The sequence below is a fragment of the Chitinophaga sp. genome, from assembly GCF_039596155.1.
GTDB lineage: Bacteria > Bacteroidota > Bacteroidia > Chitinophagales > Chitinophagaceae > Chitinophaga.
In genome coordinates, this window is record NZ_JBCNKF010000001.1 from 354,066 (window position 1) to 375,650 (window position 21,585).

Sequence of the window (21,585 nt, forward strand, 5' to 3'; positions counted from 1 at the left end):
GCATTTTTTTTGTTATTTAAAACCAATCCCTATATTTGTGTAATAATTACATTATTGTGCACCTATGGCCTAGTCATGTGATAACCCATTAATAACAATTTAGAGGACAATATAATATATGAATCGACATCTATTTGCCACTGTATCAGTATTGTTATGGACTTTGTTTGTCAATGCCCAGGATAAGGATACAATCACCCGGAAGAAACTAGACGAAGTAGTTATCTACAAAGCCAACACCATCACACCGGTCACCTACCAAAACCTGAACATGAAAGTCATTGACCAGAAAAACACCGGTCAGGAACCTCCATTCCTCCTTTCTGAAACGCCCTCTGTTACCGTGTATTCAGATGCCGGCTCCTACCAGGGCTACTCCTATTACCGGATGCGCGGCATGGACCAGACCCGCATCAATACCACCCTCGACGGTATGCCGCTCAACGAACCGGAAGACCAGGGGGCTTACTTCTCCAATTACCCTGATATACTCAACTCAATCAGCAATATCCAGATCCAGCGAGGCGTCGGTACCTCTAAAAACGGTGCTGCCAGCTATGCCGGTAGCGTGCAACTCTTTTCACCCGACCTGCATGACACTGCAAAAGTGACCATCGGTGGTGGCTATGGCTCGTACAACAGCTATCGCGTTTTTGGTGAATACCAGACAGGGGTTAAAAATCACAAAGCCCTCTATGTACGTGCCTCACAGGTGGCTACAGATGGCTATAAGTATCATGCTGCCAACAACTCACAATCCATCTTCGTAAGCGGTGGATTATTCTATGATAAAAGCACCTGGAAACTCAACGTGATGGCTGGTCATCAAAAGAATGACATGGCATGGCTGGGTGTTGCCGATACACTTATCGCAAAAGACAGGAGAACCAATGCGAACCTGCCCGATGAAAAAGATCACTTCTTCCAGGGCCTGGTGCAATTACAAAATACCTGGCAGCCGACTGCTCACACTACGATCAGCTCCAGCGTGTATTATACTTACCTGAAAGGCGGTTACGGATTTGATGTAAACAATTACATGGGCCTTCCATCAGAAGGCTACCTCTTTGATTACAATTTCCAATCCCACTTTGTAGGTTTATTCAGCAACTATACGCTGTCAAAAGAACACTTCAAATGGACGACCGGCATTCACGGTAACCTATACAACCGTCGTCACCTGGGTACCGACAATGTAGATGGTGAACTGTATCGAAACAAAGGATATAAAAATGAATTAAGCGCGTTCAGTAAAATTGAATATTACCTGAATCGCTTCACGCTGTACGCAGACCTCCAGTATAGGGTCACTACCTTTGATTATAAAGGCAGCGTACCATTTAATGAAATGCACTGGCAGTTCTTTAATCCCAAAGCAGGGATGAACTACGCTGTTAATAATTACACCAGCATCTACTACAGTATTGGCCGCACAGGCCGTGAACCCACCAGGAATGACCTGTTCGCAGGCAACGACGATCTGCCTGCAAACAGTACCTTCCAGCAGCAAGCTGAGTCTGTCGTGGATCAGGAACTGGGTGTCCGGATCAATCGGCAACATTTCAATGTCCAGTTGAACGGTTATTATATGAACTTCAATAATGAAATCGTATTGAACGGAAAGATAGGTCCAAATGGCCTGTTGCTCACAGACAATGTAAAGCGTAGTTACAGAACAGGCATTGAACTAAATGCATCCTACCAGTGCCACGCATTCCTTTTCAGCAACAACAGTGCTTTCAATCACAGCCGTATTGAAGAAGAGAAAACAACTTTCAGCCCTATTCTCACTCCCCGGTTTATCATCAACCAGGAAGTTGCCTATCAGTATAAAAAACTGGATCTGGCAGTCTCCGGCAGATACCAGGACCATTCTTACCTGGATTTCGCAAATACCAACACCATCAAAGGATACGTTTTAGTGAATGCCAGGGCTGCATATACCATCGGTGGCTGTACACTCAGTTTGTTCGTGAACAACATTACCGGTGCTAAATATTACAACAACGGTTATGTAGAAGCAGATGGTACCCGCAAATTATTTGTACAGGCACCCACCAATGTGTATGCTGCTTTTAAATACAGCTTCTGATGAATTATCTGGATATACACAATATTGCCTGCACCATCATGGGATATCCACTCAGTTATATCGAACTGCTGGCTACCCTGTTCGGCCTGATCTCTGTCTACTATGCATCCCGGGGTAATGTACTTACCTGGCCCACAGGTATCATCAACGAAGTCGCACTGGCCGTTTTATTTTACCAGGTGCAGTTGTATGCCGATATGTTCTTACAGGTGTACTTCTTTATTGTAACGATCTTTGGATGGTATCACTGGAAAAGTAATACCGCCGATGTACCTATTACAAGACTTAATTCCAAAGGGGTACAGCTATACATTACCTGTCTCGTTATTGGTACGATTATTTTAGGTACGGTGATCAGGCAATTACATGTGTGGCTCCCTGCATATTTTACTATGCCTGCAGCTTATCCATATGCTGATTCTTTTGTGACCGTAGCCAGTATTCTGGCAACCATGCTGCTCGCAAAGAAGCAACTGGAAAACTGGATGTTCTGGATTGTCGTAGATGTAATTAGTGTAGTACTATACCTTATCAAGGGAATTAATTTTTTATCATTAGAGTACCTACTTTTCCTGGGACTCGCATCCTGGGGATTGTGGCAGTGGCGTAAAAAAGTGCGTTATGCGTAAGGCGTTTGTATTCGGAAAATTTATGCCTTTTCACAAAGGTCATGAGGCAATGATCCGTTTTGCCCTCACCAAATGCGATTTCCTGACAGTATTGATCTGTGTCAGCGACCAGGAGGCAATGCCGGACGTTTTAAGAAAATCCTGGATGGATGAGACATTCAGAGAGGAGCAGCGTGTTGAAATCCTGACGTATCATTATAATGAGAACAAGCTGCCCAGTACTTCTGTCACCTCCGAAAGTGTATCCCGGGTATGGGCAGCGGCATTCAGGGAATTATTGCCTGGTTATTCTCTCTTAGTCACTTCGGAACCCTACGGCGAACTGGTAGCGGGCTTTATGGGTATCACACATATCCCTTTTGATCCGGAGAGAAAACTATTTCCTGTATCTGCTACTATGGTGAGGAATCACCTATGGGAAGCATGGCCTTACCTGCCTGACAGTGTAAAAAATACGCTGGTAAAAAAAGTCGTGATCCTGGGGACAGAATCTACCGGGAAGACAACACTCACCGGCCGGCTCGCTGCACACTTCAATGCAGCAGCCGTGAGCGAGGCAGGGCGTGATATCGTAGCAGACTCCAACGATTTCAGTATGGATGATCTGTATGCCATCGCTACCTCACATGCTAATAACATCCGGGCAGCCGACGCTCCTTTACTCATCATTGATACAGATATTCACATCACCATTTCCTATGGTGAATATACCTTCGGGCAAACAATGCAGGTGGATAAAGACATCTTCGCTATCAACAAAGCAGACCTGTATCTCTATCTGGCGAATGATGTTCCGTTTGTACAGGATGGTACACGTATGGATGAAGCTGCAAGAAATGAATTGGATAGCTCACATAGGCTGGTACTTGCAAAGTATGGGATTACATACGAAGTGGTCAGTGGAGATTGGGGAGAACGATTTGAGCAGGCTGTAAGTTTAATAAATCGCCTTGTAAACTTTCGTTCACAAGGCGTAAACTTTTCAAGTGTCACACACAGTTAAGAGAACAAATTGTGGGACAGATGTGACCGCAACTGGAATTACTGGCAGCGTCTTTCACGTTGTTGTTTCCTTTAGCTTGATTGTCAGTGGCTAAGCTGGAGATTTTAAGCTTGCCCAATTGGAGTTTTTTTGAATGGTTCTTTTTCATAAAATAATGGATATTTTGATCTACAGAAGATAATATATTTTCTTCTCAATAGCAAAAACGGCCGGCTTACCAAAGCCGGCCGTTGCTGTTTAACAGGTTACATCCCGAAACAGGTAAAAAGCATCAATCAAAAAAACTATTACGCGTTAGGACACTTATTAGAAACCGAGAAGCCTACCGCTTTCACGCCATACCACGGGAATTGTGTATTACTGTTCAGGATTACCCTGGTCTGTGCAGAGATGCTCAAAGCATATCCACAGGTATCCATTTGCTGCACATCCAGTTGCCAGGGCAGGCTCACATCACCCGTATCACCTATTGCATTATAATGGTGATGCAGTGGTACCGGCGCTGCGCCATTGATATGTGCTGCCGGCTGCAGATCGAAATCCCAGGCGGCAAAGTAAGGATGCGTAGCCCGCAGCTCACCATTGATGAGGTGATTCGTATTTGTTTTATCATAGCAGTGGCAATCACCACCAGTAATGATCAGGTCAATAGATTTAGTGAGGTCCAACGATGTATTCGCTGTGGGACTGATCGTCATTGGTTCATTGCAGATCACGACAGAAAAGGTGTCTGGATATACCACTGTTCCGGTTGCATCATAATGTGAGAAACGAATGGTATAATTACCATCAGCCAATCCGCCAGTGCTCCAGCCAGCGAGGTAATTGTTTTCATTGTAAATGCCCAGTGCCGGATTGGCTTTGTAAATAAACCAGCCATCCGCAGGACTTTGTGAATCTACATATTCCAGGTTCGGATCCGGATTGAAATCGATCATCGAAAAGTTTTCCGCCGTAGATACAGGTGCATACGTATTGTCTGCTGCACCATATTTCTTGTACTCAATCCGGTATTTGAGTTCACCGTTGAAACCATTCCGGTTGATGATGCCATGGAAGCTGACCCATCCGCCATAAGGACGGTTGTTGTCTTTGGTCGGGGTAGAAGAGGCATTCACCAGGAAGCTCACAGGATCAATAGTATCCCGGTCTACACCACCTACCAGCGTGATTTCACCTTCTACATGTGCAGCCTGACCTGTGCGGATCTGTACCACCGCGTCTACCCGGTTTCCCCAGGTGTTCAGTGCATTCGGATCTGTAGTAGAAGGGAGAGCAGACCAGGATAAGACTGCGCGTACCCTGATAATATTAGGAGTAATGCAGCTTTTGATATGCTTGCTCAGGTTAACGGGCAGCTCTACATGGTAACAGATACCCTCCGCGGGAATGTTACTGATATCGTGCACCGTTACACTGGCGGTACCTAAATACTCTGTAAATGTGCCGTTGTTATCCCAGTCGGCCCAGAAGGCAACATGCTCCTGTGAACCCGCATGACACATATCGCCGCTAAAGCCGCTGTTCTTTTTAACCCTGATCACTGCGCCCAGCGTGTCCTGTGCAGTATTTAAACCCACACAGGTCAGTTCTTCGAAGGTCACATCCGCCTGGCCTGCAGGTTGCAGTATAAGCTTGGAGATTGCGCTGATATCTACCTTCAGTTTTGAAACGTCTGCCAGGTTGTAGGCGGCAGCTGCTTTGTAAAATTTTGTCCCATTACTGATCTTCGATGCAACAGTAGCATAGAATGTGCGATGGTCCGGTACAGCTGCCCGTTGATAGGTTGCATACAGTTGTTCCAAAGGTGGCACAGGCCCTACAGGAGGTAAATCAACTTTTGCCTGTAAGTCTATATTTGCCAGAAAGTCTGGCTTTTCTTTCACATTCAGGGCTGTGAAGATGTCTTTCCAGATGATGAATTTTTTGCGGGGAAGTTGAATATTGACGTCTTTCACATTGCCATAATATGGTGTAGCAGTTGGATCGGCAGCGGGAATGCTGTTCCATGATAACACCGCTCTTACTGTAGGTATTACAGCCTGGTTACAGGAAAGGAAACGACGATATTTCTCATCATTGATGTACAGGGAGGTCATATACTTCAACGGATGTTGCGGTCCGGCAGGTACTTCCGAAATATCAGCAACCTTGAAGCTGGTATATCCCATGTCCTGAAAACCGCTGCCATCTTTGAAATCAACAAAGAAGCGAACATACTCTTTAGAGCCATTGCTGCAGAGGCCTCCGCTGTAACCGGTGGCTTGCTTAATACTTACAATCGCATTTAGTTTTCCTTTAGAAGGATTATAACCTACACAGGACAATTCTTCCCAGGTAGTATTGCTGTTAGTAAGAGCAGACTTCGAAATAAACGACTGCAATAGAAAGGTCTGACGGGTAAATAGTTGCTCCGCTGACAGACCGGGGATCTTCAGATTTTCCATGACGTTTTTTTTGGGGTGACGAAACTTAACTTCGTTGTGGTGAAACAAAGTTAGACTCCCCCCAAAAAATCGCCTAGCGTATTAATACGTAATTTGAACAGGTAATACTTCCTAAATACGATATAAGCAGTTTTGCTCCCTGGGATATCCTGGTAAAACTAGCCGCTGCAGCCTGCATCAATCAGCTGTCCATAAATTCCCAGGCACTTTTATAAGCATCTCTGCCTTCCGCATATGCTATGAAGTCTGCATAGAAAGGCAGCTGAGACAGCGTAGCACTATCTCCGATCACTACCAGTTTCTTCCTGGCCCGGGTCATAGCTACATTCATACGACGGATGTCAGACAGGAAGCCGATTTTACTATCGCTATTGCTTCTCGTCATACTGATATAGACGATATCTCTTTCCTGCCCCTGGAAGCTATCGATTGTATTGACCGTGATCCTGTCTCCGAAAGGCTGTAATTCCGGAGAATGTGCCAGTTGCTCTTTCAGGAGCTGGATCTGCTGTTTATAAGGAGAGATAATTGCAATACTGGGGAAATCTGCCGGCTTGTAATGGGTGTTCAATGTAGCTGCAAACTGTGAGAGGTGTTTGAAGAGGAACGCCGCTTCTTCCGGATTCGTGGTACTGGTTCCTTCGGTCTGTTCATCGAAACCGCAACCAGCAGTATCCACGAAAGACAACGGACTATCCCCGGAGAAGAGCAGGTGTGCTGCTACAGAGGCATGTGCCTTCAGTTTATCTTTGTAAAAGATGGAAGAAGAATACCCCATGATAGTGGCATGCATCCGATACTGTTCTTCCAGCAATACGACTGCTGCAGGATGCAATTCAGTACACTTCTCTAATAATGTATAAGCAAGACCGTTACGTGCTGCTTCCTCCGATTTGATGGTTGGGGAGAGCTGGCAATGGTCTCCTGCCAGTACTACTTTCTCTGCTTTCAGGATCGGGATCCAGCAGGCCGGCTCCAGTGCCTGTCCTGCTTCGTCTATTACGACAGTATGATATTTCAGCTGCTTCACAGTGTAATGATTAGCCCCCACCAGCGTGGCAGTGATCACCTGTGCTTTATTGATCAGGTCTTCGGCGATGTAGGACTCTGTGTTTTCCACCGCCTTCATTATATTACGGGCTTCGTCAAAAAGCGCTTTGCGCTGTTCACGCTCTGCCTTGCCAAAATTTCGCTTGTACTTATGCGCCATATCCCTGAACTCACTCGCCTGTTTACGCAGCCGCTTTACCTCTTTCATGCTGTTATGTTCAGCCATTTTACTGTCGAGCGTGAGCGACATCAGTTTTTCAGACACCCTTGCCGGGTTACCCACACGTAATACATTCATGCCTTCGTCACTGAGTTTTTCACTTAGCAGGTCTACCGCGGTATTACTGGGAGCAACTACGAGGATCTGTTTACGGTCCTGTGCATACAGGGCTTTAATTGCCTGTACAAGGGTAGTGGTTTTGCCGGTGCCCGGAGGGCCATGCACAATAGCCAGTTCGTTGGCCGCCAGGATCCTGTTTACAGCATCCTGCTGAGAGGCATTGAGCCGGGGATGCGTAAACCGGGGCAGTTCATTATTAAAGGTCGGTGCTTTGGCACCTGTGAGGATTTGTACCAGCTGGTTTTTTTCAGCGCCTGATGCCTGTTTTAAGGCATTTGTCATCTCTTCGTAGCTGTTGTCGTCAAATGACAGGTCAATGCCTAATTTGCCGTCATTTGCCCATTCAGGGAGCTCATCGGTGCGCAGGGTGATTTTCAGGCGATTACCGCTTTGGTAAGAGACAGTACCTTCTATATTATCTTTCTTCGGGTCATGGTTCGAGAACAGCACCGCAGATACCCCAAAGCGCAGTTGATGGGAAATATCCTGATGGGTAGTGCGTTCTACTTCGACGGTCAGATAGTCGCCACGGCTCATTTCTGTTCCCCTGATGGCAATAGGATACCAGGTAAGGCCATTGGCGCGGCGTTCTGCTACAGATGTCTTTTCTGTTAATGATATGTAGGACTGGCGATCTTCTTCTCTTTCAATCTTCAGCAGATCCAGCAACTTTTTGAAATAATCCATGGGCGCAAAGGTACGCCTTTCAGCAATTACATGGCCTTCTCAGGCGATTCGATCACTGACAGGATATTGCCCGCAGGATCCTCAAACCAGGCGATCAATGGACCCCCTCCTCTGAAAATGCCTTTTTCGTCGGTTTTGATTTCCCCGCCGTATTGAATGAACCGGATACCTCTGCTACTTAGTTCATCTACCGCCTGTTCAATGTTGTCTACCGGGAAATTCAATACCGTATAAGATGCAGGAGAGTGGGTGGGCTTTGGATAGATCAATACCTTCGAATCATTATTGATGTGCAGCTCCATCACGCCCATCGGCCCGTCAGTCACTTCCATACCCAGTTTATCCTGGTAAAAGGATTTCGCTTTCTTGATATCGTTTACTGAGAATCCACTGAAAGCTTTGTTAGTTAGTATCATAACGAGGGTTTTGTTGAACTAACAATTTAAGCATATTCTGCCACCGGACCATGCACCAACCGCTACTATAGCCAGATAAAATCCGGGATGATGTGATGACCACATCTCTACCATTTAAAAAAGTTGTATCAGCAGCCCCGCAGGATCGAAAATCAAACAGCGCCACTACAAAAAATTTAATAAGTTTGCCGGAAACTAACCTACAAACCCGCATGGAAACGAATGTACTTGTACCTACACTGGCCTCCCACCTCGCGACCGCTGTTCAATCGTTTGATTTTGAAGTCCCCGTTACCCTCACCATCGAAGCAGTAAAGGAGACCGTTTATTTACGGGAACTCGAGCTGGAAATTGTTTGTGACGTACTTGGCGAACAGGATCATGGCAATGACGTGAAAGTATATCACCTGGCCTTTTTGATCCGCCTGAAGGGAGATAATATCATGTACGAAGAAATGGCGGCCATAGGTACTAACCCTGAGGAGGCTATGAGCCAGGGAGCTTATACGTTTTTCAGGGGTTTTCTCACTGGTTTCTTCCAATGCCTGCTGGGTTACTATGAACCGGTCTATGAACTGAAAAGTCCTGCCGGCGACAAGTTCCATCTCAACTACAGTCACCTCCAGGTGCAGGGGGCTTTTATGGACGATATGGAAGAGCACCACGACAATACGTTCCCTGACATTCTTTATCCGGCTATCAAAGAGGTTTTTGAAAGAGAGATCACAGAACCTGGTCATGACTACAAAGATTTCTACTGGATCAAAATTTATCTGAGCAGACAACCGGGCGGTAAGTTTATCGGTGAATGTCGCTTCGATAATAATATATGGGATTATGCGCTCAATGAACTCATTGAGTATGATTATAAACTATGGAAAGAAACAGATCGTTTCCTGGGTAAAAAGCAATTCATTTTTATCCGCAGATGCCCTGAATGATAGAATGGAGTTCACTTTAGCAAACATGTATGGGCATTTGAAAACAACACATATCCCTGGTCGGTCAGGCATGCGCATTGTAAAACTGGTGTGGTTTGTGTGGTGATCCATCAAAATTTAAGCATATGTGGTTGCGACCCAAACCTGCATTAACCCAGACAGATGTAGACAATGGACTCCGTATGGTTATCGCGGATGGTTTGGCAGCAGAGGCGATGACAACATTGACGGGTGGCGCTTTTCTTACAGCAATGGCCTTACTGATGGGTGCTTCCAATTTATTAATTGGTATTATCAGTGCACTGCCGGCCTTTACAAATATCTTTCAGTTGTTATCCATCTGGCTGGTACGCCGGTTCAATAATCGCAGGCTCATCTGCGTGGCTTGTTCCTTATTTGCCCGTGTTAGTTTGTTGGTGATCGGTGCAAGTATTCTCCTGGCAGAAAAGTCGCTGACCACCATGATCATCTTTCTTTTTTTCTACTATTTCTTCGGCTCTATTGCGGGGCCCAGTTGGAATGCGTGGATGAAAGACCTCGTTCCGGAAGAAACACTGGGTACCTATTTCGCAAAAAGGACCAGTTACCTGCAAATGCTGAATGTGGTACTGAGCCTGTTTTGTGCGGGGTTAATTGATGTGATCCGCAACAGGTATATATCATTTGAACTGGATGCTTATGCCATCATGTTTGTATCAGCGGGTATATTGGGTATTATAGGTGCTGTTTTTCTCGCCAGAACGCCCGAACAGCAATCTTATTTGAGCAGGGAAAATATGTTCAGGCTCTTCAGTCGTCCGCTGAAAGATAGCAACTTCGTCCATATGCTGATCTTTCATTCTTTCTGGGTATTTGCATTAAATATAGCCACACCATTTTTTACGGTTTATATGATGAAGGGATTGGGCTTGTCTATCTCGTATGTGATCGGATTGAGTGTGATAAGTCTGCTGTGTAATGTCTTTTCTGTAAGGGTATGGGGGTTCTTTTCTGACAGGTATAGCAATAAGACAATACTCGCTCTTGCCACGCCTTTGTATGTAGCCTGCGTGATAGGATGGTGTTTTGTGGGGATCTGGTCAGCATTATGGCCTAACCTCATACTGTTGCTCGTTATTCACATTTTTACAGGCTTGTCATTATCAGGAGTCAACCTGGCACTGGTGAATATTGGTCTCAAGCTGGCGCCGAAAGAATACGCTATCGTTTACCTGTCTACACAAAATATGGTCACAGCTGTGTTCTCTTCGGTTTCACCACTGATAGGGGGCCTGCTGGCAGATTATTTTACCAGTCGTACGCTGAAGATCGATGCCCTGTGGACAGGACCGCATACACATAAACTGTTTCACATAGTGAACCTGAATGAATGGACCTTTTTATTTCTGATCAGCGCGGTATTATTGTTCATAGCAGTAGAGTTACTGGTACAGGTGAATGAGACGGGAGAAGTTGACAAGGAAATGGCTAAAAGAGTGATGAAAAGTAGTATCAAGAACAGCTTAAAGGATTATTTCCTGATCGGGAATATGATAACATTACATGAGCAGTTGTGGGGGATCCTGAGAAGAATACAGCAAAAGAGGAGCGCAAAAAAAACAGGCAGTGTCGTATGATACTGCCTGCTTGCTTTTTGTTTAATCACCACTATTATTTAAGTGGTTTGTGCTGCGGTTGCATTGTATTGTCTCTTTCGTTTCTATGCGTATCCGCAGTTTTTCTCTCATTTTTATCACCTTCCTGCATTCTGTTTCGTCGCTGATCATCAAAGGCCTTTTGCCTGTTTTGCTGATCCTGGGAAGGATGTTGATCATTTGACTTTTTCATAAAATGAAGTTTTAGTGAATAATAAAAATACCGCAAATACAAGGCCAGAAAGAGCGCCAGCATGTTCAGCCACGACTATTTAATGGGTGGCTCATCTGTCCGCATAGTATTGGATCCTGTACGGTTGTCATCGTCGGTCCCCTTATTATTAGAGCCGGTATCAGCCGCATTGGTGATATTTTGCTTACCACCTTTTTTACCTTCAGGTCCCCATTCTATACTTTCGGCGTCATCTTCAGAAATATCATTTTCTTCCAGATCTGCTTCATCCAGAATCGGTGAACCATCCTCTTCTTCGTCGTCATTTACATCCGCATCATTTTCTTCATTCTCATTTGCCTGATCACCTTCATACGAAGCCTTGTTCCTTTGATCATCAAATGCCTGTTCTTTCTGATCTCCTACCGGATTTTCCAGTTGTTCGTTTGTCTTTTTCATAACTACACTTTTTTAGGGTAAAGAATTAATTCCAGCAGAACATAGTGCAAACTTAACGCCATGCCATACGTAGTCTTTTTTCGCAGGTATTTACGTGAGTTATTTCCCCGCATCCCGAAGTGAAAACTACTTCCTGCTGTGTACATGGCATGGCCTCATTATTGTTGATTTAAAAGAAAACGAATTTTATGGCAAACAAGACAAAAAGCACAGCAGATATACAGGATTCCAGGCGCGATCAGGAACGCATGAAACCAGCAACTACCATTATAGACATGCCGGAAGTAAGTGATATACCTGGCCAGGAAGACGTGGAACCGTTGCCTCCCGGAACAGGTCGTGTTGCGACACCTGCATCTGACGATGAAGAAGGTTATGGCGTGCTCGACGACCTGAATGGCAGTCCTGAAGATGCAATAGAAACAGACGATGAACAACTGATTACAGACGAGGGTAGCAATGTAACGCGCCAGGAAAGAAAAGACTTATACGACAGTGCAAACGTAACACCTGGCGATGAAGGTGCCCGTGACCTGAAGCGTGCTCAGTTGACGAATGTCGATGATGAAGGTGAATTGCTGGAAGAAAGGACCAGTCAGTTATCTGGTGAGGACCTGGACATACCAGGTAGCGAACTCGATGATGATAATGAAGAACGGGGTGCAGAAGACGAAGAAAATAATCCTTACAGTGTAGGCGGTGACAGAAATGAATTATAATATGAAACATACATCTCTTGATAAACAAAAGGTACAGGTAGATTTCACATCGATGAATCTACCTGCACCTGTTGCTAATTTCCGGCCTGAAGTATATACAGACGGTGAATTATATTATTGCGTATTAGGGGCCGGAACAGAGCAGGCAATCTTTGGTGAAGGCAATACCCTGGAAGCGGCTTTATTAGACTGGGAAAAGGCATTTCATGAGCGTTCAGGTAAATAATTCCTGCTCGTCTGTATAGTATGTTTTCCTTGAACCTACCTTGTGCGATTGAATAGGAGATCCTCCAGGGCTCTTTTCTTTCCGCGCATGATGTACTTTCATAAAGTCCCGGTATTCTCCACTGATCAGCTGCTTGTCATGTTTGAGGATCTGTTTGATACCGTCTTTCAGTACTTTCTTAATACTGGCAGCCAGTATCTTTATCTTCGAAGCCGGGATTTTATCAGCAATGGAATAAGGAGAAATACGCGCTTCATACAGGATCTCATCTGTATAGGCATTACCCAGACCACGGATCAGGTCCTGATCCATCAATACGTCTTTAATCTTTTTTTTAGAAGATGCCAGGGTTGCAGTAAGAAACTTTGTATTCACCTGTTTGGACATGGCATCCGGTACTTCACTCTCTTCAGGGTTGAGGGTGACCATTGCCTGCCCCTGAAAATCGGTCATGGCCAACCCGCTGCCATCGGCGAATTGCAAAGCGATGATCGTCCATTTAGGGTAATCTTTTCCTTCAAAAAGTGCAGGTTCTCCATGCAACATCAGGTGCCATCCCAGGCGGGCTTTATTATCAAATGCAAGCCGTAGCTGTTTCCCCTCACGATAGATTTCGGTGAGTGTTTGCTTTTCAATCTGCTTTTTGAGCGCAGCTACGGTCGTCTTTAATTTTTTGGGGTACGGTACTTCCAGCTTTTTTACCACTTTCCCCTTCAGCATTTTCGTGAGGTTCATACTGAACACTTCAAGGTCTGGTATCTCAGGCATAACAACAAAGATTTATTCACGCTTAAAATTAACATATCATGAGCAGCTTATCAAATACAACTACTGATCATGAAACGATCAGGAAATGGGTAGAAGAACGAAAAGGAAAGCCGGCACAGGTCGAAGGTACCGGCAATAAGAAAGAACCCGGTGTGCTGCGGATAGACTTTCCCGGCAACGATTCCGGGCGACTACAGGAAATATCCTGGGATGAATTCTTTAAAAAGTTTGATGACGAAAGCCTCGCTTTTCTCTACCAGGAAAAGACTGCAGACGGTGAAGTCAGTTATTTCAACAAGTTAATCAGCAGGGAAAACGAAAGTAAATGAGACAAAAGGGAGGCAATAGTCTCCCTTTTTAATGCAGCCTCGGCTACGGGTTTCAGGCGATCTGATCCTTTACTTCACCTTGTTCCCATGGTTCCTAGAAGTGGGGAACAACTTGCTCAGTTCCTTGCAAACCCCCGCCCACTGCGAAACACTTTCATCCAAACAAACGCCTGTTCACAGTACGTTTCTAAATCATTGAGTACTGTTGGTTTGCTTCTTGTTAATATATAGTAAAGGCACTAAACACTATCCGACGAACATTCCACTTGGTACTTGGCTGAGATCTATCAACGATGCGAAATATATTCACTCACTATAAAATCAAATATCTCTTTGTATGATGACCCGGGTTGGTTCTGAAAATAGATTGAAAATCTTTACATGGCATATTCACGGTAGCTATTTGTATTATTTGTCACAGGGGAATTATGATATATATATCCCGGTAAATGATGAGCGTACACCCGGTTATTATGGTCGTGGGAGGACATTTCCTTTTGGAAGTAATGTAATTGAGATACCTGCTGATATGGTGAAAAGTTACGACTTTGACGTTATCATGTATCAGTCAGTGAAAAATTATCTCGTGGATCAGTACGAGATCCTGACACCTACGCAGCGCAGGCTGCCCAGAGTATATCTGGAACATAATACCCCGCTCAAGAGCCCTTTTGGCACCCGCCATACGGTAAATGACCGTCGTATCTGCCTTGTGCATGTAACACATTATAATAAGCTGATGTGGGATAATAACCGTACGCCGGTTACCGTGATTGAACATGGTGTAACAGATTCAGATATTCCTTACACAGGAGAACTGGATAAAGGTGTAACCATCATTAATCACCTGCCGCAAAGAGGGCGTGCGCTGGGCTGGGATGTGTTCCAGCATGTGGCCAGACAGGTGCCCGTAGACCTGGCAGGTATGGGTAATGAGGCTGTAGGAGGAGGAGAGGTGTTACACCCGCAACTACCTGCTTTCAGAGGCAGGTATCGCTACTTCTTCCATCCGGTACGCCATACCAGTTTAGGGCTGGCTGTATGCGAAGCGATGATGCAGGGATTGCCTGTTATCGGACTCGCCACTACTGAACTCGTTACCGTGATCGAAAATGGAGTGAACGGTTTTGTGCACACGGATCTTGATTTCCTGATCGATAAAATGAAACTACTGATGAATGATCCTGAGCTGGCTGCTCAAATGGGCAAAGCAGCAAGGGAAACCGCTCTCAGACGCTTTAATATAGACCGCTTCACGGCGGATTGGGAAAACCTGTTCAATGCTGTTTGCGCCAATGTACCCGGACAGCCATTCAATATAGACACCTGCAATGCGAATGTAAGCGGAAAAGAAAAAATCATGTAGGATATGAAAAAGAGGATTGCATTTATCAGCGAGCACGCTTCCCCTTTAGTTACCCCGGGAAGTGTAGATGCCGGCGGACAGAATGTTTATGTAGCAGAACTGGCAAAGCAGATGTCCCGCATGGGATATTTGGTAGATGTGTTCACTCGCCGTGAAAGCCCGGAGATGCCATCTGTTACTCCATGGATGGAAGATGTCAGAGTGATCCAGATAGATGCAGGCCCGGCAAAAGTAATGGCGAAGGAAGAACTGTTGCCATATATGGCAGCTTTCAGGGAGGAGATGATCAGCTTTATGGAAGAAGCGCAGGTAACTTATCATCTCGTACATGCCAACTTCTTTATGTCCGCACTCGTAGCGATGGAACTGAAACAACTGCTGGGTATTCCCTTCGTAGTTACATTTCATGCACTGGGACACGTGCGTAAAATGTACCAGGGTGATCAGGACCGCTTCCCGCCCGAGCGCATAGATATAGAATCAGAAGTGATCCTGCAGGCCAGCCAGGTGATAGCAGAATGCCCGCAGGATAAAGAAGACCTGGTTAATTTTTATAAAGCACCGCTCAATAAGATCACTATCATTCCATGTGGAGTGAACCTTGAGGAAGTATATGCCGTGGACAAGGCCAAGGCAAGGGAAGTATTACACCTGCCAGCTCATGATAAGATTATCTTACAATTGGGAAGAATGGTGCCCCGCAAGGGAGTGGACAATGTGATCAGGGCGTTGGGCCACCTGCAAATGGAAGATGTAAAATTGGTCATTGTGGGAAGTAACGTACCTGCATCATCTGCAAAAGCGGATCATGAACTGGAACGGTTACGTACACTGGCAGGTGAACTGAACGTGAGTGACCAGGTAATATTTGCCGGTCAACGGGACAGGCATGAATTAAAACATTATTACTCTGCGGCAGACCTTTTCATTACGACTCCCTGGTATGAGCCATTTGGTATCACACCACTGGAGGCGATGGCATGTGGCACGCCCGTGATAGGGAGTGAGGTGGGTGGTATTAAATACAGTGTGGCAGATGGCAGAACAGGATTGCTGGTACCTCCCAGGGATCCGGTATCATTAGCAGCTGCTATCTTTAAATTACTGCAGGATGATCACTTGCGTCAGGAGATGAGCAGCAATGCCATTAAGCGTATTCATGCCCTGTTTACCTGGGAATGTGTAGCGCGCAAAATGAAGTACCTGTACCAGCAGGTGATCAACGAGACTTATTATGAGAAAAGCCATATTTATTGATAAAGACGGTACGCTGATTCAGGATGTACCTTACAATGTAGATCCTGAGAAAATGGTACTGGAACAATATGCAGGCATGGCTATGCAGCTTTTTCATAAGCAGGGATACATGCTGGTGGTCATCACGAATCAGTCGGGTATTGCAAGAGGATACTTTAAAGAAGAACAATTAGCAGGCGTACAACAAAAAATCAATGAATTGTTACTTGAGTATAATGTACTACTCGACGGGTTCTTTTATTGTCCGCACCATCCAGAGGGAACCATATCTCCATATGCAATCAACTGTAACTGTCGCAAGCCAGGTCCTGGTATGCTACAGGCTGCAGCTGAACAATTAGGTGTTGATTTAAAACAATCGTGGATGATTGGCGACATCCTCCACGATGTAGAAGCCGGTAATCAGGCTGGATGTCGCTCGCTGCTGATTAATAACGGGCACGAAACGGAGTGGATGATCAACCCTCGGCGAACGCCAACATACATTGCCAGCGATCTGCTCGATGCCGCACAATTTATCACTAAAGTAAATGGACATGACACAACAATTTCATTCACTGGTTAATGGTTTGCATCAACCTTCGGTTTTGGTATTGGGCGATCTCATACTTGACACCTATCTCAGGGGTGCCAGCACAAGATTAACACCTGAAGCACCTGTGCCGGTTGTCAATATCACCTCTCACACCTGTGTGCCCGGTGGTGCCGCCAATACGGCTATCAATCTCCGGTACCTGGGGGCAGATGTGACCTTTGCAGCTATAGTAGGAGAGGATACTGCGGGAAAAGATGCACAGGCCTTGCTTTCAAAAGAAGGTATTCATACTTACCTGATCAATTGCAACAGCCGGCATACAATCGTGAAGACACGTGTGATAGCTGGCAGCCAGCTGCTGACGAGATATGATGAAGGCACGGAAATAGCAGTGCCTGATGGTTGTGAAGAAAAACTCATCTCCTTCCTTGAATCCAGTTTTGATAATTATGACGCGATCGTGATCGCTGACTATAATAAAGGTGTAATTACACCAGGTATCATCGCTGCATTGGAAAGATTGAATGCTGATAAAAGCAAGTTCATCGCGGTAGATGCAAAGCGCCTTGATCTTTATCGGCACTTACGCCCATCATTGGTGAAACCTAACTATCATGAGATGATGGAACTCCTGCAATTGCCGGAAACATCCGCTGATCGTGCAGCACAGCTGCGTGATATGGGAAGTACTATAGCCCGCATAACAGGTGCCGGCATTGTAGCACTAACGCTGGACGCAGAAGGCGCATTGATCTTTGATAACGGAGAAGTCGTTTGTCATACACCGGCCTACCCGGTTTCACAGCTAAATGTATCTGGCGCCGGCGATACATATATCAGTGCATTTACGATGGCGTGTTTATCGGGGATGGAGCTCTGCGATGCCGCAGAGATGGCTGCAGCTGCTGCTGCCATTGTGATCGATAAAGATGATACCGCTTATTGTGCCAAAGGCGAGCTGATGGCATTCTACTCTATGCATAATAAGTACCTGGATAGTGTAGACCAGCTGAAAGAAGTATGTGCGGTATACAAAGCCCAGGGAAAACGCATCGTATTCACAAACGGTTGTTTTGATATCCTGCATAGTGGACATGTAAGCTACCTGACCCGTGCACGGGAGTTAGGAGACATTCTCATCGTAGGCATCAACAATGACGAAAGTATTAAACGGCTAAAAGGCAGTACCCGGCCTATTAATCAGCTACAGGACAGAATGGAAGTGCTGGGTGGTTTGGGGGCTGTTAACCATATTATACCCTTTGGTAACCCCGGCGACGATACCCCGATAGAACTGATCAGAACAATCGCTCCCGATGTGTTTACCAAGGGAGGCGATTACACCCGTGAAGGACTACCGGAGGCCGAAGTAGTGGAAGAACTGGGTGGCGTAGTAACGATACTGCCGGTTGTACCGGATAGATCTACGACCTCACTGATCCGCAGGATCCACACATCTCCCGTTTTAAAAGTAGCACAAGCATGAGAGAAACAACTGTTGCTCACCGGCAATGGGCTGGTTGCAAACGAATATTGGTAGTACGGCCCGATAACATGGGCGATCTGCTCATGAGCGTACCTGCTATCAGGGCATTGAAACGAACATTTGAATGTGAGGTTACCGTGTTGACATCCTCCCGGGGTGCAGTGATTACCGATAGCATCCCTGAAATAGATGATACGATTGTTTTTGATGCTCCCTGGGTAAAGACAGCATCTACTGACGACTATAACGAAATCATCGCGTCATTAAGAGCGGAGCAATTTGATGGTGCAGTTATTTTCACGGTTTACAGTCAGAATCCATTACCTGCTGCCATGCTGGTATACCAGGCCGGCATTCCTTTACGCCTGGCTTATTGCAGGGAAAACCCTTACGGATTACTCACCCATTGGGAACCTGAAAAGGAACCTTATGAATATATCCGCCACCAGGTACGGCGTGACCTTGACCTGGTGAGCAGCATCGGGGCTTTTACGGCAGATGAGCAATTACGGGTGGAAGTAGATGAATCTTTATGGGCGGGCATCCGGAATAAGATAGCCGCTACAGGTATGGATATTGAAAAGCCATGGATCATCCTGCATCCGGATGTGTCTGAAGAAAAACGGTTATATCCCGTAGCAGAATGGGCTGCAGCTGTAGAGAAATTATCTGCTAACATAGATTGTCAGTTTTTGTTGACAGGATTACAACCTAATGAAGAACTGATCCAGGCTTTGGAAAACTTTCCTGTGTATTCGCTCACAGGACAACTAAATATTCAGGAATTAATTACATTGGTCAGTCATGCAAGACTGGTCATTGCTGTAAATACAGGTATTATCCACATTGCAGCCGCTACCAATACATCTGTACTGGTGATCTATGCGCTGACCAATCCTCAGCATACACCATGGAATGTGCACAGCAAAGTATTGTATTTCGATGTGCCTGAAAAGCTGCGGAGCAGGAACGAAGTGGTACGATATGCGTACCATATTTCAGCACAAAAGATGCTGCCTCCGGCTACGCCCGAATCTATTGCAATATCGGCCGCTGCGTTGTTTGAGCAAGCAGGTGCTCACTCCAGTTCAGCACGCGATCATAACGCTGCTCTTTTGTCCAATCAATAGTGTAATGCAATTGCTTGTTCAACGGCCCCCAGCGTTCAGGTTCGCCATCCATACTGATCACTATACTCGGCGTTTGCAACGCCGCCGCAATATGCGAAATGCCGGTGCAGTTAGAGAACAATGCCCGTGCATGTTTCACCATCACAGCCAGACTCCCCAGCGTAGTAATGCCTGCTGCATTGATAGCAGTATATTGCATGTGTGATGCAACTTCCAGGGTCAGGGGAATTTCTTCCTTCGTACCTGTAATAACTATCTGCCAGCCTAACGACGCAAAGTGATCTGCCAGCGAAGCGAAAAGCACCGGCGGCCACTGGCGCCAGCTACCTCTTGAACCGGGATGAATACAAATGTATTCCCCCGGGATCAACGGCAACTGCAATTGCTCAAATTCATCTTTATCCTGCGCTGTAATGGGAAATTCCAGTTCCTTTCCCTGTGATGGAATTCCCAGGTGATGCATCAATGCCAGGTGTCTTTCAATTTCATTGATATGTTCCGGGTACTCCAGGAACAATGCCGGATCCGGACAATAATCCTCTTTACGCCAGTACCCCGCGGTATATCGTGCGTTCAACAAAGCCAGCATCGGGTTGACAACGGACCCATTTCCCTGCAGTTGTAATACAAGGTCAAACTGCGCTGCCTGCATAGCCTGTAGAAAAGCGGGGAACCCCGCTATATCGGGTGCCTGTTCTGGTAAGCCCGGATACCCCGGAAATTGTACAAAGGCGTCAAAATAGCCCGGGAACCGTGCTAATAACGATTGCTCCCATGGCAATCCCAGGAGGGTAATATGTGCATCAGGGAATACCGTACGCAAGGCACGGATGGCCGGTATTGCACATAACATATCACCCAGTTGTAAGGCCCTGAAAATGGCAATTTTCTGAAGGTCACCAACAAAGTTCATAAAACATATATGTATTAAAGGAAAAATACCCTGTACCGCCATGCGCCGTACAGACTCCAATAGATGGCTACAAACGGAATAGCCATAGATGTGATGATCATCTCTACCACATGTGCCCTCCGCCGCGTGGTATCTGAAAGTCGCTTTGTGATAAACAACCCCAGCATGATCAGCCAGGTTAACAAACAGAGACTTACCAGTACCATCAATCCTTCGGCAAGACAGATAGCTGCCAGCAGTATCATCGCGATCATAGCATAGTAATTCCATGCAGGTCTGCGCTGAATTTTGCGGCGGTACATGCCGGGAAATTTTTTGTACAACAGTGCATTGTACATGTTCTTCTTCTGTTCCCGGATGCTTACCCCCCATTCTGCTTTGCGCACAGGATGTACGACTACTGCTTCCAGTAGTTTTACTACCGGTACTTTCAACGCCAGTAACCGGAATTCCAGGTCACTGTCTTCTCTCCATGCAATTGTGAATCTTTCATCAAATCCGTGTAAGGCATTCAATACTTCCTTTGTAACAGCACAGTTGGCCGTTACAAAATCAGCGGTCGCTAACTGTGCCGTATTACGCTCATAGTCCGTTGGTTCCCTGGGAATAGGTACAACCACTTTCCCGGAGAATGCAATGGCCTGTCTGCCATCCCAGGCTTTTAAAAAACTGCTGAGCCAGCGACTGTCAGGGAGTGTATCATCATCTGTAAATGCGATGAGTGGTGCAACGGCAGCTTTCCAGCCTTTGTTACGCGCAGCTGCCGGACCTTTTTTCCTGTTCAGTGGAATATATCGCAGGTCCAGCAACCGTTTTTGATGCCAGTCATCTATAACAGTCCGGGTACTTACATCAGGACCGTCGCTTACTACGATGACTTCGAATTCATCTTTGTCAAGGTCTTGCCGTGACAGTGCTTCCAGGCAGGCAGTTAATAAATGCGGACGCCTGTATGTCGGGATAACAACTGATATCTTCATGCCAGG

General features: G+C 45.8%; 21 protein-coding genes. 13 read left to right on the forward strand and 8 right to left on the reverse strand.

Translation table 11 applies throughout. The features are described 5' to 3' along the window. The first annotated feature begins 118 nt into the window (after positions 1-118). The 3 genes from ABDW33_RS01340 to ABDW33_RS01350 are packed head-to-tail and all read left to right on the forward strand — an operon-like array spanning position 119 to position 3,724. Positions 119-2,092 carry a TonB-dependent receptor gene (locus ABDW33_RS01340; RefSeq protein ID WP_343688268.1) on the forward strand — a complete coding sequence of 658 codons (1,974 nt, stop codon included), beginning with the start codon at positions 119-121 and terminating at the stop codon, positions 2,090-2,092. Then, complete coding sequence (gene pnuC / locus ABDW33_RS01345) at positions 2,092-2,721, forward strand: nicotinamide riboside transporter PnuC (RefSeq protein WP_343688269.1); 630 nt, start codon at positions 2,092-2,094, stop codon at positions 2,719-2,721. The genes ABDW33_RS01340 and pnuC overlap by 1 nt, the downstream gene beginning before the upstream one ends. Beyond that, positions 2,714-3,724, forward strand: a complete 1,011-nt coding sequence (locus ABDW33_RS01350; RefSeq protein ID WP_343688270.1) for an AAA family ATPase — start codon at positions 2,714-2,716, stop codon at positions 3,722-3,724. Before pnuC ends, ABDW33_RS01350 begins: the two co-directional genes overlap by 8 nt. 287 nt (positions 3,725-4,011) lie before the next feature. Here ABDW33_RS01350 and ABDW33_RS01355 read toward each other — a convergent pair whose 3' ends face one another. From ABDW33_RS01355 to ABDW33_RS01365, 3 genes are all read right to left on the reverse strand, one after another. Then, positions 4,012-6,171, reverse strand: coding sequence for a hypothetical protein (locus tag ABDW33_RS01355; RefSeq protein ID WP_343688271.1), 2,160 nt, complete (start codon positions 6,169-6,171; stop codon positions 4,012-4,014). Positions 6,172-6,352: 181 nt separating this feature from the next. Then, entirely contained in the window at positions 6,353-8,248 is a 1,896-nt protein-coding gene (locus ABDW33_RS01360; RefSeq protein WP_343688272.1) for an AAA domain-containing protein, read from the reverse strand. A 26-nt stretch (positions 8,249-8,274) separates the two neighbouring features. Continuing rightward, entirely contained in the window at positions 8,275-8,664 is a 390-nt protein-coding gene (locus ABDW33_RS01365; protein WP_343688273.1) for a VOC family protein, read from the reverse strand. A gap of 212 nt (positions 8,665-8,876) precedes the next feature. On the opposite strand from ABDW33_RS01365, the gene ABDW33_RS01370 reads away from it, so the two are divergent. Both ABDW33_RS01370 and ABDW33_RS01375 read left to right on the forward strand, forming a co-directional pair. Further along, entirely contained in the window at positions 8,877-9,605 is a 729-nt protein-coding gene (locus ABDW33_RS01370; RefSeq protein WP_343688274.1) for a DUF6348 family protein, read from the forward strand. A 125-nt stretch (positions 9,606-9,730) separates the two neighbouring features. Then, positions 9,731-11,221 (forward strand): MFS transporter, encoded by a 1,491-nt coding sequence (locus tag ABDW33_RS01375; protein WP_343688275.1) that lies wholly within the window; start codon positions 9,731-9,733, stop codon positions 11,219-11,221. A 34-nt stretch (positions 11,222-11,255) separates the two neighbouring features. On the opposite strand, the gene ABDW33_RS01380 is transcribed toward ABDW33_RS01375, so the two are convergent. Together ABDW33_RS01380 and ABDW33_RS01385 are read right to left on the reverse strand one after the other, a co-directional pair. Then, a complete protein-coding gene (locus tag ABDW33_RS01380; RefSeq protein WP_343688276.1) occupies positions 11,256-11,432 on the reverse strand; it encodes a hypothetical protein in 177 nt (58 codons plus the stop codon). Between the two features lie 75 nt (positions 11,433-11,507). Beyond that, the gene (locus ABDW33_RS01385) at positions 11,508-11,870 is read right to left on the reverse strand and encodes a hypothetical protein (RefSeq protein ID WP_343688277.1); all 363 of its coding nucleotides are present in this window, start codon (positions 11,868-11,870) and stop codon (positions 11,508-11,510) included. A gap of 188 nt (positions 11,871-12,058) precedes the next feature. Here ABDW33_RS01385 and ABDW33_RS01390 point away from each other — a divergent pair, with 188 nt between their 5' ends. Both ABDW33_RS01390 and ABDW33_RS01395 read left to right on the forward strand, forming a co-directional pair. After that, on the forward strand, positions 12,059-12,589 hold the full coding sequence (locus tag ABDW33_RS01390) for a hypothetical protein (RefSeq protein ID WP_343688278.1): 531 nt from the start codon (positions 12,059-12,061) through the stop codon (positions 12,587-12,589). A 1-nt stretch (position 12,590) separates the two neighbouring features. Further along, on the forward strand, positions 12,591-12,815 hold the full coding sequence (locus tag ABDW33_RS01395; RefSeq protein WP_343688279.1) for a hypothetical protein: 225 nt from the start codon (positions 12,591-12,593) through the stop codon (positions 12,813-12,815). Here ABDW33_RS01395 and ABDW33_RS01400 read toward each other — a convergent pair. Then, complete coding sequence (locus ABDW33_RS01400) at positions 12,804-13,583, reverse strand: DNA-formamidopyrimidine glycosylase family protein (protein WP_343688280.1); 780 nt, start codon at positions 13,581-13,583, stop codon at positions 12,804-12,806. The two genes, ABDW33_RS01395 and ABDW33_RS01400, sit on opposite strands and share 12 nt — an antisense overlap. A gap of 38 nt (positions 13,584-13,621) precedes the next feature. On the opposite strand from ABDW33_RS01400, the gene ABDW33_RS01405 reads away from it, so the two are divergent. The 6 genes from ABDW33_RS01405 to ABDW33_RS01430 all read left to right on the forward strand — a co-directional run bounded on the left by ABDW33_RS01405 (position 13,622) and on the right by ABDW33_RS01430 (position 19,686). Then, on the forward strand, positions 13,622-13,912 hold the full coding sequence (locus ABDW33_RS01405) for a hypothetical protein (RefSeq protein ID WP_343688281.1): 291 nt from the start codon (positions 13,622-13,624) through the stop codon (positions 13,910-13,912). Positions 13,913-14,249: 337 nt separating this feature from the next. Further along, the gene (locus tag ABDW33_RS01410; RefSeq protein ID WP_343688282.1) at positions 14,250-15,278 is read left to right on the forward strand and encodes a glycosyltransferase; all 1,029 of its coding nucleotides are present in this window, start codon (positions 14,250-14,252) and stop codon (positions 15,276-15,278) included. Between the two features lie 3 nt (positions 15,279-15,281). After that, positions 15,282-16,535: a glycosyltransferase family 1 protein gene (locus tag ABDW33_RS01415; RefSeq protein WP_343688283.1), complete on the forward strand. Its 1,254-nt coding sequence runs from the start codon at positions 15,282-15,284 to the stop codon at positions 16,533-16,535. Then, entirely contained in the window at positions 16,513-17,100 is a 588-nt protein-coding gene (locus tag ABDW33_RS01420; protein ID WP_343688284.1) for an HAD family hydrolase, read from the forward strand. Before ABDW33_RS01415 ends, ABDW33_RS01420 begins: the two co-directional genes overlap by 23 nt. Beyond that, a complete protein-coding gene (gene rfaE2 / locus ABDW33_RS01425; RefSeq protein ID WP_343688285.1) occupies positions 17,072-18,556 on the forward strand; it encodes a D-glycero-beta-D-manno-heptose 1-phosphate adenylyltransferase in 1,485 nt (494 codons plus the stop codon). Before ABDW33_RS01420 ends, rfaE2 begins: the two co-directional genes overlap by 29 nt. Beyond that, entirely contained in the window at positions 18,553-19,686 is a 1,134-nt protein-coding gene (locus ABDW33_RS01430) for a glycosyltransferase family 9 protein (RefSeq protein ID WP_343688286.1), read from the forward strand. The genes rfaE2 and ABDW33_RS01430 overlap by 4 nt, the downstream gene beginning before the upstream one ends. On the opposite strand, the gene ABDW33_RS01435 is transcribed toward ABDW33_RS01430, so the two are convergent. Both ABDW33_RS01435 and ABDW33_RS01440 read right to left on the reverse strand, forming a co-directional pair. Continuing rightward, on the reverse strand, positions 19,592-20,599 hold the full coding sequence (locus ABDW33_RS01435; protein WP_343688287.1) for a glycosyltransferase family 9 protein: 1,008 nt from the start codon (positions 20,597-20,599) through the stop codon (positions 19,592-19,594). The two genes, ABDW33_RS01430 and ABDW33_RS01435, sit on opposite strands and share 95 nt — an antisense overlap. A gap of 14 nt (positions 20,600-20,613) precedes the next feature. Further along, a complete protein-coding gene (locus ABDW33_RS01440) occupies positions 20,614-21,579 on the reverse strand; it encodes a glycosyltransferase (RefSeq protein WP_343688288.1) in 966 nt (321 codons plus the stop codon). Positions 21,580-21,585: the final 6 nt, after the last annotated feature.